This window comes from Streptomyces sp. NPDC029296 (assembly GCF_055569255.1).
This window is the reverse complement of sequence record NZ_JBVHXT010000012.1, coordinates 18,012-34,743: the sequence shown is the minus strand read 5'-3', so window position 1 is coordinate 34,743 and position 16,732 is coordinate 18,012. Positions and strand designations below refer to the sequence as shown.

Annotated in this window: 2 protein-coding genes; both read right to left on the bottom strand. The window is 76.2% G+C overall.

Going from position 1 to position 16,732, the window contains the following annotated elements:
* Positions 1-48: 48 nt before the first annotated feature.
* Positions 49-10,086 carry an SDR family NAD(P)-dependent oxidoreductase gene (locus ACZ4W9_RS12865; RefSeq protein ID WP_467935198.1) on the bottom strand — a complete coding sequence of 3,346 codons (10,038 nt, stop codon included), beginning with the start codon at positions 10,084-10,086 and terminating at the stop codon, positions 49-51.
* A 41-nt stretch (positions 10,087-10,127) separates the two neighbouring features.
* Positions 10,128-16,697 carry an SDR family NAD(P)-dependent oxidoreductase gene (locus ACZ4W9_RS12860; protein ID WP_467935197.1) on the bottom strand — a complete coding sequence of 2,190 codons (6,570 nt, stop codon included), beginning with the start codon at positions 16,695-16,697 and terminating at the stop codon, positions 10,128-10,130.
* Between the last annotated feature and the right edge of the window lie 35 nt (positions 16,698-16,732).

Below are 16,732 nucleotides of genomic sequence, written 5' to 3'. Positions count from 1 at the left end.
TCCTCGTGGGGTGGGCCTGTGCACGGCATGGGGGTCGGTTCGGGAGGCTCATGCCTGGTCACCTTTCGGGGCCTGCCCTGGGGCTTCGAGGTGGTCGTCGAGGAGGGCGAAGAGTTCGTCGTCGGAGGCGCTCTCGACGCCGGTCGCGTCCGGTGGTGCGGTGTCGTCCCGCTCCAGGGAGGCGAGGCGTTCGAGGAAGCGCCGCATGCGCTGGGTGACGCGGGCCCGGGTCTGCGGGTCCTCGTCGGCCACGCGGGCGAACGCCGCTTCCAGGCCGTCGAGTTCGGCGAGGACGGGGGTGAGGACGGACTCGTCGCCGGTCAGGTCGGTGCGCAGCCGGGCGGCGAGTTCGGCGGGGGTGGGGAAGTCGAAGACGACGGTGGCGGGCAGGTCGACGCCGGCCGCGCGGCTGAGCCGGTCGCGCAGTTCCACGGCGGTCAGCGAGTCGAAGCCGAGGTCGCTGAACGCCTGGTCGGGCCGTACCTGTCCGGCGGAGGCGTGGCCGAGGACGGCGGCGACCTCGCCGCGCACCAGTTCCAGGAGCAGCGTGTCGCGTTCGGCGCCCGACGCCGCCGCCAGGCGTCCGGCGAGGGCGGGGGCGGGTTCGTTCGGGGCGGTCTTGGCGGCGAGGGCCGCGCCGGCCTCGGGGAGGGTGGTGAGCAGGGGGCTGGGGCGCAGGGCGGTGAAGCGGGGGGCGAAGGTGCCCCAGTCGACGTCCGCGACGATCACGTCGGTGTCGCCCAGGCCCACCGCGCGGGCCAGGGCGGTGAGTGCGGTCTGCGGGTCCATGGCAAGCAGTCCGCGGCGGGTGAGCTGGTCGCCTTCGACCGATTCGGCCATGCCGGCACCGGCCCAGGGGCCCCAGGCGACGGACGTGGCGGCGAGGCCTCGGGCCCTGCGGCTCTGGGCGAGCGCGTCGAGGTGGGCGTTGGCCGCGGCGTAGACGGCCTGGGCGCCGCTGCCCCAGGCCGCGGCGATCGAGGAGAACAGGACGAACGCGTCGAGCGGGCGGTCGCCGAGCACGGCGTCGAGGTGGGTCGCGCCCCGGGCCTTGCCCGCGCTGATCGCGTCGATGTCGGCGGGGAGGGTGTCGGTGATCGGGGTGGACTGGGTATTGCCGGCGGCGTGCACGACGGCGCTCAGGGGTGGTCCGCCGGCGTCGATCCGTGCGATCAGGTTCTCGACGGCGTCGCGGTCGGCGGTGTCGCACGTCTCGATCAGGACGTCGGTGCCGGTGGCGGTGAGTTCGGCCGCGAGGCCGGCGGCGTCCGGGGCTCGCATGCCCCGGCGGCCGGCGAGGACCAGGCGGGGGGCTCCCGCCGCGGCGGCCCAGCGGGCGACGTGGGCGCCGAGTCCTCCGGTGCCGCCGGTGATCAGGACGGTGCCGGTGGGCTGCCAGGCGGGGGTGTCGTCGGAGGCCGGGGCGTGGGTCAGGCGCCGGGCGTGGAGGCCGTCGGGGCGGATCGTGACCTGGTCCTCGGTGGGGTGGGTGAGGACGGCGGCGAGGTGGTCGAGGAGGTCGGTGGCGGGGGTGGCGTCCGTTCCCGCCACGTCCACCAGGCCGCCCCACAGGCCGGGCAGTTCGAGGGCGGCACTGCGGCCCAGACCCCAGATCTGGGCCTGCTGCGGATGCGGGACCGGCTCCCCCGCCTCGCGGGCGACGGCGCCGGAGGTCACGCTCCAGAGCCTGCCGCCGGGCTGGACGTCGGTGAGCGCCTGGAGCAGCGCGAGGGTGGCCGTGAGGGCGGGCGCGGCCGGGGTCTCGAGGTCGTCCGGCTGGTCGGCGAGGAGGGAGACGACGCCTTCCAGGGGGCCGAGTTCGCGCAGTCGGGCGGCGAGGGTGGCGCGGTCGCACGCGTCGGGGCCGGCGAGGAGCCGGGGCGCCTGTGCGCCGTGTCGCTCCAGGGCCTGCGCGCAGGCGGCGGTGAGGGGACTCTCGGGGTGGCCCACGACGGCCCACGTGCCGTGGAGTCCGGCGTCGGAGGTGCCGGTCCAGGGAGTCCACTCGGCCCGGTAGCGCCGGTCGGTGGAGGGGCGGGGGGCGGCCAGGGGGCGCAGCCAGTAGCGCTCGCGCTGGAAGGGGTAGGTGGGGAGGTCGAGGTGGGCTCGGGGGGCTGTGAGGTACGCGGACCAGTCCACCTCGGCGCCGTGGACGTGCAACGCGCCCAGTGCGGAGGCGAAGGTGGCGGGTTCGGGGCGGTCGCGGCGCAGGGACGGTACGGCGCGGATGCCGGAGGCCGGGTCGAGGCTGTGGCGTGCCATCGCGCTGAGGACGCCGTCGGGGCCGATCTCCAGCAGCAGGGGGGTGCCGCCCGCGGTCTCCAGGGCGGTGACGCCGTCGGCGAAGCGGACGGCGCCGCGCACCTGGCGTACCCAGTAGTCCGGTTCCTCCAGTTCGCCCGGTGCGGCGGGGGCTCCGCTGAGGTTGGAGACGACGGGGATGCGGGGGGCCGCGTACGACACGCTCTCCAGGACGGCGCGGAACTCCTCCAGCATGGGTTCCATGCGGGCCGAGTGGAAGGCGTGGCTGACGGTGAGCCTGCGGACGTCGCGGCGTTGTCTGGTGAAGCGGGCGGCCATCGCGAGGACGGTGGTCTCCTCGCCGGAGACGACCACGGAGCCGGGTCCGTTGACGGCGGCGATCTCCACGCCGTCGACGCCTTCCAGGACGGCCCGTACCTCGTCCTCAGAGGCGCGTACGGACACCATCGCGCCCCCGGTGGGCAGCGCCTGCATCAGCCTGCCCCGGGCGGCGACGACGGTCGCCGCGTCCTCCAGGGACCACACTCCCGCCGCGTGCGCCGCGGCCAGCTCGCCGATGGAGTGGCCCAGCAGGATGTCGGGCCGTATGCCGAAGGACTCCACGAGCCGCAGCAGGGCGACTTCGACGGCGAACAGTCCCGCCTGGGTGTACACGGTGTCGTCGAGGAGGCCCTCCGTGCCCGGCTCCCCCCACACGACGTCCCGCACTCCGTGTTCCACGTGTCCGGCGAGGTGCCGGTCCAGTGCGGTGGCCGCCGCGTCGAAGGCCTGCGCGAACACCGGGTGGGCGGCGTGCAGTTCGCGTCCCATGCCGACGCGTTGGCTGCCCTGGCCGCTGAACAGGAACGCCACTCGGGCGTCGGCGCGCACGGCGCCCGTCCGGACCTCGGGGCCGGGTGTGCCGTCGGCGAGCGAGGCGAGGGCGGTGAGGAGTTCGGCGTGGCCGGTGGCCGTCACGACGGCTCGGTGGTCGAACGTGGAGCGGGTGGTGGCGAGCGCCGCGGCGAGGCCGGCCGGGGCGGTGTCGGCGGCGGCGAGGTGGGCGTGCAGCCGGCGTGCCTGGTCGGCGAGGGCTTCGGGGGTCTTGGCGGAGAGCAGGTGGGGCAGGGCCGCGGAGGTGTCGTCCGGTGCGGTGGTGGGTGCGGGGTCGGGGACGTGTTCCAGGACGGTGTGGGCGTTGGTGCCGCTGATGCCGAACGCCGAGACGGCGGCGCGGCGGGGGCGGCCGGTCCGCGGCCAGGGGCGGGCCTCGGTCAGCAGCTCGACCGTGCCGTCGGACCAGTCCACGTGCGGGGTGGGTTCGTCCACGTGCAGGGTCTTCGGCAGCACGCCGTGCCGCATCGCCAGCACCGTTTTGATCACCCCGGCGACGCCCGCGGCCGCGGTGGTGTGGCCGATGTTGGACTTGAGGGCGCCGAGCAGCAGGGGGGCGCCCTCGGGCCGGTCGTGGCCGTAGGTGGCGATGAGGGCCTGGGCCTCGATGGGGTCGCCGAGGGCGGTCCCGGTGCCGTGCGCCTCGACGGCGTCGACGTCGCGGGCGTCGAGGCGGGCGTTGGCGAGGGCGGCGCGGATGACGCGCTGCTGGGAAGGCCCGTTGGGGGCGGTGAGGCCGTTGCTGGCGCCGTCCTGGTTGACGGCCGAGCCGCGGACGGTGGCGAGGACGCGGTGGCCGTTGCGGCGGGCGTCGCCGAGGCGTTCGACGAGGAGGAGGCCGATGCCCTCGGCCCAGCCGGTGCCGTCGGCGGCGGCGGCGAACGGCTTGCAGCGGCCGTCGGCCGACAGGACGCGCTGCCGGCTGAAGTCGACGAACAGGCCGGGGTTGGCCATGACGGTGACCCCGCCCGCCAGTGCCATCGCGCACTCGCCGTTGCGCAGGGCCTGGACGGCGAGGTGGAGGGCGACCAGGGAGGAGGAGCAGGCGGTGTCGACGGTGACGGCCGGCCCCTCCAGGCCGAAGGTGTAGGCGAGGCGGCCGGAGGCGACGCTCGCGGCGTTGCCGGTGCCGAGATAGCCGCCGAGTTCGTCGGGCACCTCCATGCCGCTCAGGTAGCCGATGTTGGCGGCGCCGACGAACACGCCGGTGGTGGAGCCGCGCAGGGCGGCCGGGTCGAGGCCCGCGCGTTCGAAGAGCTCCCAGGAGGTCTCCAGGAGCAGCCGCTGCTGGGGGTCCATCGCGAGGGCCTCGCGGGGGGAGACGCCGAAGAACGCGGCGTCGAAGTCGGCCGCGTGCTCGATGAAGCCGCCCTCGCGGACGTAGCTGGTGCCGGGGTGGTCGGGGTCGGGGTGGTAGAGGTGCTCGACGTCCCAGCCCCGGTCGAGGGGGAAGCCGCTCAGCCCGTCACGGCCGTCGGCGAGCATCCGCCACAGGTCCTCGGGGGACATGACGCCGCCGGCGAAGCGGCAGGCCATGGCGACGATCGCGATGGGTTCGCTGCCGGTGGCGCTGCTCGCCGGCGTCGCGGCGGCGGGGGGTATGGCCCGGGCGCCGAGGAGTTCGGTGCGCAGGTGGGTGGCGAGGGCGGTGGTGGTGGGGTGGTCGAAGACGAGGGTCGCCGGGAGGCGGCGGCCGGTGAGGGTGGCCAGCCGGTTGCGCAGGTCGACCGCGATGAGGGAGTCGAAGCCGAGGCTCTTGAAGGCCGTCTTCACGTCGACGGCGGCGGGGTTCTCGTGGCCGAGGACGGCGGCGACCTGGGAGCGGACGAGGTCGTTCAGGAGGCGCTGCTGTTCCTCGGGTTCGAGGGCGAGCAGGTCGCGGACGAAGGTGTCGGCGGCCCGGCCGCGCTCGCCGGTGCGGGCGGTGCGGCGCACGGGTCCGCGGACCTGGCGGCGCAGCAGCCCGGGCAGGACCCCGGCGTCGGCCTGGGCGCGCAGCGCGGCGGTGTCGAGGCGCAGCGGCACGGCGAGGGGTTCGTCGCAAGCGCTCGCCCGGTCGAACAGGTCGAGGGCGAGGCCGGTGGAGAGGGGGACGACTCCGGAGCGGGCCATGCGCCGCAGGTCGGCCTCGGCGAGGTTGCCGGTCATGCCGCTGGCCCGTTCCCAGAAGCCCCAGGCGAGCGACACGGCGGGCAGGCCCTCGGCGCGGCGGTGCTGGGCGAGGGCGTTGAGGAAGGCGTTGGCGGCGACGTAGGTGCCCTGGCCCGCGCTGCCGAGGACGCTCGCGGCGGAGGAGAACAGCACGAACGCGGTCAGGGGCAGGTCACGGGTCAGTTCGTGCAGGTGGACGGCGGTGTCGGTCTTGGGTCGCAGGACGGCGGCGAGCCGCTCGGGCGTGAGGGAGTCGATGACGCCGTCGTCCAGGACACCCGCCGCGTGCACGACGGCGCCGAGCGACCGGTCGGCGGGGATCGAGGCGAGCAGGTGGGCCAGCGCGTCGCGGTCGGCGGTGTCGCAGGCGGCGATCACGGCCTCGGCCCCGTGCGCGGCGAGGTCGTCGAGCAGCTCGGCGCAGCCTGCGGCGCCGGGGCCGCTGCGGCTGGTGAGCAGCAGGTGCCGCACGCCGTGGCGGGCGGCGAGGTGGACGGCGATCAGGCGGCCGAGGGTGCCGGTGCCGCCGGTGATCAGGACGGTGCGGTCGGGGGTGAACGGCGCGCTCGCCGGCGCGGATGCCTCGCGGTGGGTGTCGAGGCGGGGGGCGAGGAGGTCGCCGTGGCGCAGGGCGACGACCGGTTCGCCGCAGCCGGGGACGGCGGCCAGGGCCCGGGCCCTGGTGGCGGGGCCGGTCTCCGGGAGGTCGGCCAGGAGGAACTGGTCGGGGTACTCGGTCTGGGCGGAGCGCAGCAGACCCCAGGCGGTGGCGGCCGGCAGGTCGGGGACGTCCTCGCCGGGGACGGCGGCCACCGCGCCGGCGGTCGTCACGATCAGCCGGGACGCGGCGAGGCGGGGCTCGGCGGTCCAGGCGCGCAGGACGTCCAGCAGTGCGGCGGCGGTGCGGTGGGCGGCCTCGGGGAGGGAGGCGCCGTCCGGTGCTCCCGCCACGGCGTGGACGACGGTGTCGGGGGCCGCCGCTCCGCCGTCCAGGGCTGTGATCAGTTCGGTGAGGCCGGGGAAGGCGCGGACGTCGGCGTCCGTGTCGCGCAGGGCGTCCGCGTCGCCGTGCGGGTCGGTGCCGAGGACGGCCCAGCTACCAGTGACCGTGGTGTCGGTGGTGGAGGCGACGGACACCCAGTCGAGGCGGTACAGCGCGTCGGCGGGGCGGTCCGGGGCGGGTGTGGTGGGCGCCGGGGCGTCGCCGGTGGTGAGGGTGTCGATGCGGGCGACCGGGCCGCCGTCGGGGTCGGTGAGCGCGAGGGCGTGGCGGAGCGTGCCGTCGGCGTGGGTGCGGGGGGTGAGGCGGGCGCGCAGGGTGGTGGCGCCGGACGCGTACAGGGTGATGCCGCCGAGGGCGGCGAGGGGCGCGGTGGGGGTGTCGTACAGGCGCAGGCGCAGGGCGGTGTCGAGGAGGGCGGGGTGCAGGCCGTAGGTGCCCGCTTCGTCGGTGTGCTCTTCGGGGAGGGTGATCTCGGCGAGGAGGTCGTCCTCGTGCCGCCACAGTGCGCGCAGGCCCCGGAAGGCCGGTCCGGGGGCGAGGCCGGTGTCCGTCGCCCGCTCGCCGAGGGGTTCGAGGTCCAGCGGGTGGCTGCCGGGGGGCGGCCAGGTGCCCTCGTCGGTGGGCGGGGTGGGGCGGCCCGAGCGCAGCAGGCCGTGGGCGTGCCGGGTCCAGGGGGCCTCGGTGCCGGCCGAGGCGGGGCGGGAGTAGAGGGCCAGGGAGCGGCTGCCGTCCTGTGCGGGGGCGCCGACGGCGACCTGGAGGCGGACCGTGTCGGGGCCGAGGTCCAGGGGGGCGTCGAGGATGAGTTCGTCGACGCGGTCGCAGCCCGATTCGTCGGCGGCGCGGATCGCGAGTTCGGCGAGGGCGGCGGCGGGCAGGCGGGCGGTGCCGTCCGTGGTGTGCCGGGCCGTCCAGGCCGGGGTGCGGGCGCTCAGCAGGCCGGTGAGCAGGAGGCCGCCGCCGTCGGCGAGGGCGGCGGCGGCGCCGAGCAGCGGGTGTCCGACGGCGTGCAGGCCGAGCCCGGCGGCGTCCTGGGCGGTGTCCTGGTCCGCGGCCAGCCAGAAGCGGCGGCGGCGGAAGGGGTAGGTGGGCAGGTCGACGGGGTGTGGCGGGGCACCGCGCCCGGCGAACGAGTGCCGCCAGTCGACGCTGAGGCCGTGGGTGTGGGCGGCGGCCAGGGCCTCGGCGAACCGGGCGGGGCCGCCCGCGCCGCGCCGCAGGGTGTCGAGGACGACTGCGGGCGCGTCGGCCGCCGCGACGGTGTCCTCCAGGGCGACGGTGAGCACGGGGTGGGCGCTGACCTCGATGAACGCGGTGTGGCCCGCGGCGATCAGGGCGCGCACGGCGGTCTCGAACCGGACCTGGCGGCGCAGGTTGTCGTACCAGTAGGCGGTGCCGAGTCCGGCGGTGTCGAGCCGGGCGCCGGTGGTCGCGGAGTAGAACGGCACGGTGGACGTCGCCGGTGAGAGCCCGGCGAGTTCCTTGGCCAGCCGGTCGTGGACGGCCTCGACGTGCGCGGAGTGCGAGGCGTAGTCGACGGGGACACGCCGGGCCCACACGTCATGGCCTTCGCACACGGCGAGGAGTTCGTCGAGGGCGGCCTGGTCGCCGGCGACGGTCACCGAGTTCGGGCCGTTGACGGCGGCGACGGTCAGCTCCCCGTCCAGGGGGCCGATCATGGCGTGGGCGCGGGCCTGGGGCAGGGCGACGGAGGCCATGCCGCCGGTGCCGGCGAGGTCGAGGAGGGCGCGGCTGCGCAGCGCCACCACTTTCGCGCCGTCGGCGAGGCTGAGGCCGCCCGCGACGCAGGCCGCCGCGATCTCGCCCTGCGAGTGGCCCACGACGGCGGCGGGGTGCACGCCGTGGCTGCGCCAGAGGGCGGCCAGGGAGACCATCACGGCCCACAGGACGGGCTGGACGACGTCGACGCGGTTCAGCCAGTCCTCGTCCGGGGAGCACAGCACGGCGGTGGCGGACCACTCGACGTGCCGGGCGAGGGCCTGGTCGCAGTCGGTGAACGTGGCGGTGAACTCCGGCGACCGGTCGAGGAGTTCACGGGCCATGCCGGCCCACTGGGAGCCCTGTCCCGGGAAGACGAAGACGGGCCTGCGGTCCTGTACGGCGTCGGTGCCCCCGGTTTCGCCGCGTGCCAGGGCGCGCAGTTGTCCGGCGAATCCGTCCAGGTGCGGGGCGGTCAGCGCCGTGCGGTGGGTGAGGGCGGGCCGGGCGGTGGCGAGGGCATGGGCGATGTCGTCGGGGGCCAGGTGGGGGTGGGCGGCGAGGAAGCCGGCGAGGCGGTCCGCCTGGGCGCGCAGTCCTTCGCCGTCGCGGGCCGACAGCAGCCAGGGCGCCGGCGGCAGGTCGGACACCGGGGTCTCGGCCTCGGCCTCGGCCTGCCGGTGTTCCTCGGTCTCGGGGGCTTGTTCGAGGACGAGGTGGGCGTTGGTGCCGCTGATGCCGAAGGAGGACACGGCGGCGCGGCGGGGCTCCCCGGTGTCGGGCCAGGGCTGGGTGTCGGTGAGCAGGCGTACGGTGCCCGCCGACCAGTCGACGTGCGGTGACGGCTCGTCGACGTGCAGGGTCTTGGGCAGGGTGGCGTGCCGCAGCGCCATCACCGTCTTGATCACCCCGGCGACACCCGCGGCGGCCTGGGTGTGGCCGAGGTTGGACTTCACGGTGCCGAGCAGCAGGGGCCGCTCGGGGTCGCGGCCCTGGCCGTAGGTGGCGATGAGGGCCTGGGCCTCGATGGGGTCGCCGAGGGAGGTGCCGGTGCCGTGGGCCTCGACCGCGTCGATGTCGTGCGTGGTGAGCCGGGCGCCGGCGAGGGCCTGGCGGATCACCCGGCGCTGGGAGGGGCCGTTGGGGGTGGTCAGACCGCTGCTGGCGCCGTCCTGGTTGACGGCGCTGCCCCGGATCACGGCGAGCACCCGGTCGCCGTCGCGCTGGGCGTCGCTCAGGCGGCGCAGCATGAGCAGGCCGGCGCCCTCGGACCAGCCGGTGCCGTCGGCGGCGGCGGCGAACGCCTTGCAGCGGCCGTCGGGGGCCATGCCGCGCTGGCGGCTGAACTCGGTGAACATGCCGGTGTTGGACATGACGGTGACGCCGCCCGCGAGCGCCCTGGTGCACTCGCCGCCGCGCAGGGACTGCATGGCGAGGTGGATGGCGACCAGGGAGGACGAGCAGGCCGTGTCGACCGTGACGGCGGGGCCTTCGAGTCCGTACACGAAGGCGAGGCGGCCGGACAGGACGCTGATGATGGTGCCGGTGCCGAGGTAGCCGCCGACGCTCTCGGGCACCTCGCGGAAGCCGGTGCCGTAGCCGGAGGAGCCGGCGCCGACGAACACGCCGGTGGCGCTGCCGCGCAGGGTGGCCGGGTCGATGCCGGCGCGCTCGAACAGCTCCCAGCCGACCTCCAGCAGAACCCGTTGCTGGGGGTCCATCGCGAGGGCCTCGCGGGGGCTGATGCCGAAGAACTCGGGATCGAAGTCGGCGGCGCCGTCGAGGAAACCCCCCTCGCGGGCGTAGCTCTTGCCGGGGGCGCCGGGGTCGGGGTCGTAGACCCCTTCGAGGTCCCAGCCCCGGTTGTCGGGCAGCGGGCCGATGGCGTCGCCGCCCTCGGCGACCAGGCGCCAGAGGTCCTCGGGCGAGGTGATGGCGGCCGGGTAGCGGCAGGCCATGGCGACGATCGCGATCGGCTCCGTCTCCCGCTGCTCGGCACGGCGCAGCTCGGCCCGCGTGTCGTGGAGTTCGGCGGCGACCCGCTTGAGGTAGCCGACGAGCTTCTCGTCCTCCGGCATCGTGGTGTCGGTCCTTCCTGGGGGCGGCGAGGCGGGGGCGCTCACGCGAGGCCGAGTTCGCGGTCGATGAAGTCGAGGACCTCGTCGGTACTCGCCTCCTGGAGCTGTGCGGCGGCGGTCTCGCCGGGGTTCGCGGACGGTTCCTGGGTCTCTTGCCCGGCGCGCCAGGCCGTGAGGAGCCGGTCGACGCGGGTGCCGATCGCGGAGTGGTCGTAGGCGTCGGCGCGCAGCCGGGTGAGCCGCTCCTCCAGACGGTCGAGGGCGTCGAGGAGGGCGGGGATCTCGGCCGCGGCGGCGTCGGGGACGAGTTCCTCGAAGAGGTGGTCCGCGAGGTCGGCCGGGGTGGGGTGGTCGAAGACCAGGGTGGCGGGCAGCCGCAGGTCGGTGGCGGCGTCGAGCCGGTTGCGCAGTTCGACGGCGGTGAGGGAGTCGAAGCCCATCTCGGTGAAGCCTCGCAGGGGGTCGACGGCGTCCGGGCCGCCGAGGGCGAGGACGGTCGCGGCGTGGGTGCGCACGAGGTCGGTGAGCAGCTGCCGCTGCTCGTCCTCGGGCAGGGCGGACAGCCGGCGTACGAGGTCGTCGGCGGGTTGCTCCGGGGTGGCGGCGGGCTGGGCGCTGCGGCGGCCGGGGGCGGGGGCCGGGCCGTGCGGGGACGGGAGTGCGGCGGCGGTGGCGTCGACGCGTACGGGCATCAGGACCGGGGCGGGGAGGGCGGTGGCGGCGTCGAAGAGGGCCAGGCCCCCGGCCGCGGTCAGCGCCGGCATGCCGGCGCGGGCGGCCTTGGCCCGGTCCACGGAGGCGCTGATCTCGCTGGCCTCGTCCCACAGCCCCCACGCGAGGGAGACGGCGGGCAGGCCGGCGGCGCGGCGGTGGTGGGCGAGGGCGTCGAGGTAGGTGTTCGCGGCCGCGTAGCCGCCCTGCCCCGCGCCGCCGAGGACGCCCGCCACCGAGGAGTACAGGGCGAACAGGGCGAGGTCCGCGCCGGCGGTCAGCCGGTGCAGGTGGGTCGCGCCGTCGGTCTTGGGGCGCAGGACGCGGCGCAGCCGCTCCGACGTCAGGGAGGTGACGACGCCGTCCTCGACGACGCCGGCCGCGTGCACGACGGCGGTCAGCGGGTGGGCGGCGGGGATGCCCGCGAGCAGGTCGGCGAGGCGGGCGCGGTCCGCGATGTCGCAGGCGGCGATCTCCACGCGGGCGGCGCCGAGCGCGGTCAGCTCCTCGCGCAGGTGCCGGGCGCCGGGGGCGTCCTCGCCGGTGCGGCTGGTGAGCAGGAGGTGGCGGGCGCCGTGCCGGGTCACCAGGTGCTTGGCGAGCAGGGCGCCGAGTGCTCCGGTGCCGCCCGTGATCAGGAAGGTGCCCTCGGGGTCGGGGGCGGCGGGCACGGTCAGCACGATCTTGCCGATGTGCTTGGCCTGGCTCATGTACCGGTAGGCGTGGGCGGCGTCGCGGATGTCCCAGGTGCGCACCGGCAGCCGCTCGAGGGCGCCGGACTCGATCAGTTCGACGATGTCGGTGAGGATGCGGCCGATGCGCTCGGGGTCGGCGTCGATGAACGGCTGGTAGGTGGTGCCGGGGTGGGCGGCGGCCGTGGCGGCGGGTTCGCGCAGGTCGGTCTTGCCGATCTCGATCAGCCGGCCCCCGGGAGCGAGCAGCCTCAGGGAGGCGTCGACGTACTCGCGGGCCAGGGAGTTGAGGACGACGTCCACGCCGCGTCCGCCGGTCGCCTCGGTGAAGGTCTCCTCGAAGGCGAGCGAGCGGGAGGTCGCGAGGTGCGCGTCGTCGACGCCCATCGCCCGCAGCGTGTCCCACTTGCCGGGGCTCGCCGTGCCGTAGACCTCCGCGCCGAAGTGCCGGGCCAGTTGGACGGCGGCCATGCCGACACCGCCGGCCGCCGCGTGGACGAGCACCGATTCGCCGGGTTTGAGCCCGGCGAGGTCGAACAGGGCGCGGTAGGCGGTGAGGAAGGCGATCGGCACCCCTGCGGCCTCGGCGAAGGTCCAGGTCCGCGGGATGCGGACGACGGCCCGGCGGTCGACGACGGCGACCGGGCCGAGCGAGGCGGGCACCACGCCCATCACGCGGTCGCCGGGCCGCCACTCCCCCGCGTCCGTGCCGACCTCGGTGACCACGCCCGCGCCCTCGGTGCCCATGCCGCTCTGGCCGGGGACCATGCCGAGGCCCACGAGCACGTCACGGAAGTTGAGCCCGGAGGCGCGCACCGCGACGCGGATCTCGTGCGGGGCGAGCGGGCGGGCGGCGGGCGGGTAGGGCAGCGGCGCGAGCCGGTCGAGGTCGCCCGCCGAGGTGGTGTCGAGGAGCCAGGGTTCGTCGGGCAGGACCATGCCGGGCTCGGCGGGGACGATCTGCGGGGTGAGGACGGTGCCTTCGCGGACGGCGGTCTGCGGGTCACCGGCGGCCAGCGCGGCCCCGATCGCGTCGGGCAGCGCGGCCAGGGACGCGGGGTCGGGTCCGAGGTCGACGAGGAGGATCCGGCCGGGGTGCTCGGCCTGCACGGAGCGCAGCAGGCCCCACACCGGGGCGTGGGCGAGGTCGGTGACGTCCTCGCCGGGGCGGGCCGCGACCGCGCCCGAGGTCACCACGGCCAGCGGGGCGCGCTGCCCCGCCGCGAGCGACAGCCAGCCCTGCACGGTGTGCAGCATGCGGTCGACGGCCCGGTCGGCGGCGCTCGGCAGGGCTGCGGCGGCCACGGGCGCGAGGGGCAGGAGGACGACGGAGGGCGCCGTCTGTTCTTCGGCTTCTTCGGCGAGGGAGACGACGTCGGGGTACTCGCGGAACGTGAGGCCGGCCCTTTCCAGCGCGTCGCACAGGCCGAAGGGGTCGGGGCCGAGGACCGCCCACGAGGTGAGGGCCTCGTAACGCTGCTCGGCGGGGGTCCGCGGGGTCCAGCCGGGGCGCAGCAGGACGCCGTCGTCGCCCGGTCGGGCGGGCGGGGTGGCCGAGGCGGGGCGCATCACGAGTTCGGCCACCGACACCACCAGCTGTCCCGTGCCGTCGGTGGCGGTCAGTTCGACGGTGTCGGGGCCGGTGGCCGCCAGGCGGACGCGGAGCGTGGTGGCCGCGTCGGCGTGCACGGTGACGCCGCTGAAGGAGAACACCAGCCGGGCCGCTCCGGTGTCCTGGCCCAGTCCGGTGAGACCGCTGGCGTGCAGGGCGGCGTCGAAGAGCGCGGGGTGCAGGAGGAAGTCGGATGCGGCGGCGGTGTGCTCGTCGGGCAGCGCGATGTCCGCGTACACGGCCCCGTCGAGCAGCCAGGCGGCGCGCAGGCCCTGGAAGGCGGGTCCGTAGCCGAAGCCTCCGGTGGCGAGGTCGGTGTAGAAGTCGCTCACGTCGACGGGTTCGGCGCCGGGCGGCGGCCAGGAGGCGGGCCCGGCGGGCTCGGTGGGCGTGTCGGCGGCGGTCGTGAGGGTGCCGCTCGCGTGCCGGGTCCAGGGGGTTTCCCCGGTGGTGCCGTCGGCCGGGCGGGCGTGGATCTCCACGCGGCGCCTGGAGCCGTCCTCGGCCGGGCCGACGGTGACCTGGAGGAGGACCGTCGCGTCGGCGGGTACCGGCAGGGGGGCTTCCAGCATGAGTTCGGCCAGGTGCGGGCAGCCCGCCCGGTCGCCGGCCTGGACGGCCAGTTCCACGAACGCGGTGCCCGGCAGGAGGGCCACGCCCTGCACGGCGTGGTCGGTCAGCCACGGGTGGGTGGCGGCGGACAGCCGTCCGGTGAGCACCAGGCGTCCGTCGCCCGCGAGGCTCAGCGCGGCGCCGAGGAGCGGGTGGCCGGTGGGGGCGAGGCCGAGTCCGGCCGCGTCGGGTGCGGCCTGGCCGGCGTCGAGCCAGTAGCGCTTGCGCTGGAAGGCGTAGGTGGGCAGGGGGACGCGGCGGGCGCCGGTGCCGGCGAAGAACCGCTCACCGTCGATCCGGGCGCCGCCGAGGTGGATCGCGCCCAGGGCGCGGACGGCGGCGTCCGTCTCGGGCTCGGGGCCGCGCAGGGCGGGCACGCACACGGGGGCCGGGCGGACGGCGGCCAGGCAGTCCTGGGCGAGCGCGGTGAGCACCCCGTCGGGGCCCAGCTCGACGAGGGTGGTGACGCCCGCGTCGGCGAGGGCCGCGACGCCGTCGGCGAAGCGGACGGTTCCGCGCAGCTGGCGGGTCCAGTGGTCGGCGCTCGCCAGTTCGTCGTCGGTGGCGGGACGGCCGGTGACGTTGGAGACCACCGGGATCCGGGCGGGCGTGGCCGGGATGCCGGCCGCGATCTCGCGGAAGCGGTCGAGCATCCCGTCCATGTGGGCACTGTGGAAGGCGTGGCTGGTGCGCAGGCGCTTGGTCCTGCGGCCCTGGGCGGCGAAGTGCCCGGCGAGGACCCGTACGGCCTCGGTGTCGCCGGAGACCACGACGGCCGAGGGCCCGTTGACCGAGGCGAGGTCGGCGCCGGTGCCGTGCTCGGCGAGAGCGTCGCGTATCTCCTCCTCGGAGGCGGCGATCGCGATCATCTCGCCCTCGGCGGGCAGGCTCTCCATCAGGGTGGCGCGGGCCGCGACGAGGCGCGCCGCGTCGGGCAGGGACCACACCCCGGCGAGGTACGCGGCGCTGAGTTCGCCGAGGGAGTGGCCGAGCAGCAGGTCGGGGCGTACACCCCACGACTCGTACAGCCTGAAGAGGGCGACCTGGAGGGCGAACAGGCCGGTCTGGGCGTAGACGGTCCGTCCGAGCAGGTCGGCGGTGGCGGGGTCGCCGGGAGTGAGGACGACCTCGGCCAGCGGGTGTTCGACGTGCGCGGCGAGGTGGGTGTCGAGGGCTGCGGCGGTCTCGTCGAAGGCGTCGGCGAAGGCGGGCCACGCGGCGTGCAGGTGGCGGCCCATGCCCGGGCGCTGGCTGCCCTGTCCGGTGAACAGGAACGCCGTGCGGCCACCGGGGCGGGCCCTGCCGTGTGCGGTGTTCGGCGTGTCCTCGCCGCGTGCGAGGGCGTCGAGGCCCGCGAGGAACTCCTCGGGGTCGCTGCCGACGACGACGGCGCGGGCGTCGAGGGCGGCGCGCGCGGTGGCCAGGGTGTAGCCGACGTCGGCGGGGCGTGGGCCCGGCTCCTCGCGCAGGTGCGCGGCGAGCCGGGCGGCCTGGGCGCGCAGGGCGTCCTCGGTGCGGGCGCCCAGGACCCAGGGGAGGGCGCGGCGGGGCGCGGCGGTCTCGGGGGCGGCGGCGACGTCGGTGTCCTGGGGTGCGGCCGGGGGTTCCTCGATGATCACGTGGGCGTTGGTGCCGCTCACGCCGAACGAGGAGACACCGGCGCGGCGCGGGCGGCCGGTCCGGGGCCAGGGGGTGGGGTCGGTGAGGAGTTCGACGCCGCCCGACGACCAGTCGACGTGCGGGGTGGGCGCGTCCACGTGGAGGGTCCGGGGCAGCAGTTCCTGCCGCATGGCCTCGATCATCTTGATCACGCCGGCGACACCGGCCGCCGCGCCCGTGTGGCCGATGTTGGACTTGACGGCACCGAGCCGCAGCGGTTGTCCGGCGGGGCGTTCACGGCCGTAGGTGGCCAGGAGGGCCTGGGCCTCGATGGGGTCGCCGAGTGTCGTCCCCGTGCCGTGCGCCTCGACGGCGTCGACGTCCTCGGGGGTGAGCCGGGCGGAGTCGAGCGCCTGACGGATCACTCGCTCCTGCGCCTTGTCGTTGGGCGCGGTGAGCCCGTTGCTGGCACCGTCCTGGTTGACGGCGCTGCCGCGGACGACGGCGAGCACCGGGTGTCCGAGCCTGCGGGCGTCGCTGAGCCGCTCCAGCAGCAGGACGCCCGCGCCCTCGGCCCAGCCGGTGCCGTCGGCGGCCGCGGCGAACGCCTTGCAGCGCCCGTCGGGGGCGAGGCCGCGCTGACGGCTGAACTCGATGAAGATGCCCGGGGTCACCATCACGGTCACGCCGGCGGCGAGCGCCATCGTGCACTCGCCCTGCCGCAGCGCTTGGACGGCGAGGTGGATCGCGACGAGCGAGGAGGAGCAGGCGGTGTCGAGGGTGACGGCCGGACCCTCCAGGCCGAGGGTGTAGGCGATCCGTCCGGAGGCGACGCTCGTCATGCTGCCGGTGCCGAGGTAGCCCTCGACGCCGTCCGGGACCCTGGTGAGCCGCTCGGCGTAGCCCGAGGAGACGACTCCGGCGAACACCCCGGTCCGGCTGCCGCGCAGCGCGGACGGGTCGACGCCCGCGTTCTCGAACGCCTCCCAGGCCGTCTCCAGCAGGAGCCGCTGCTGCGGGTCCATGGCGAGGGCTTCGCGCGCGTTGATGCCGAAGAGCTCGGCGTCGAAGTCGGCGGCGCCGTCCAGGAACCCGCCACGCCGCACGTAGCTGCGGCCGGGCTGGTCGGGGTCCGGGTCGTACAGGCCGTCCACGTCCCAGCCCCGGTCGCCGGGGAAGTCGCCGAGCGCGTCGATGCCGTCGGCGACGAGCCGCCACAGGTCGTCCGGGGTGCGGACGCCGCCGGGGTAGCGGCAGGCCATGGCGACCACCGCGACCGGCTCGGTGGCGGCTGCTTCCATCTCACGCAGCCGCTGCCGGGTCCGGCCCAGGTCGGCCGTGGCCCTCTTGAGGTAGTCGAGGAGTTTGTCTTCGTTGGTCGACACGCGAGCCCTCTTTCGCCGGGTGCCTGGAGCGAGGC

Coding starts and splice junctions, on each gene's coding strand:
- ACZ4W9_RS12865 (WP_467935198.1), bottom strand. CDS start 10,086: ATGCCGGAGGACGAGAAGCTCGTCGGCTACCTCAAGCGGGTCGCCGCC.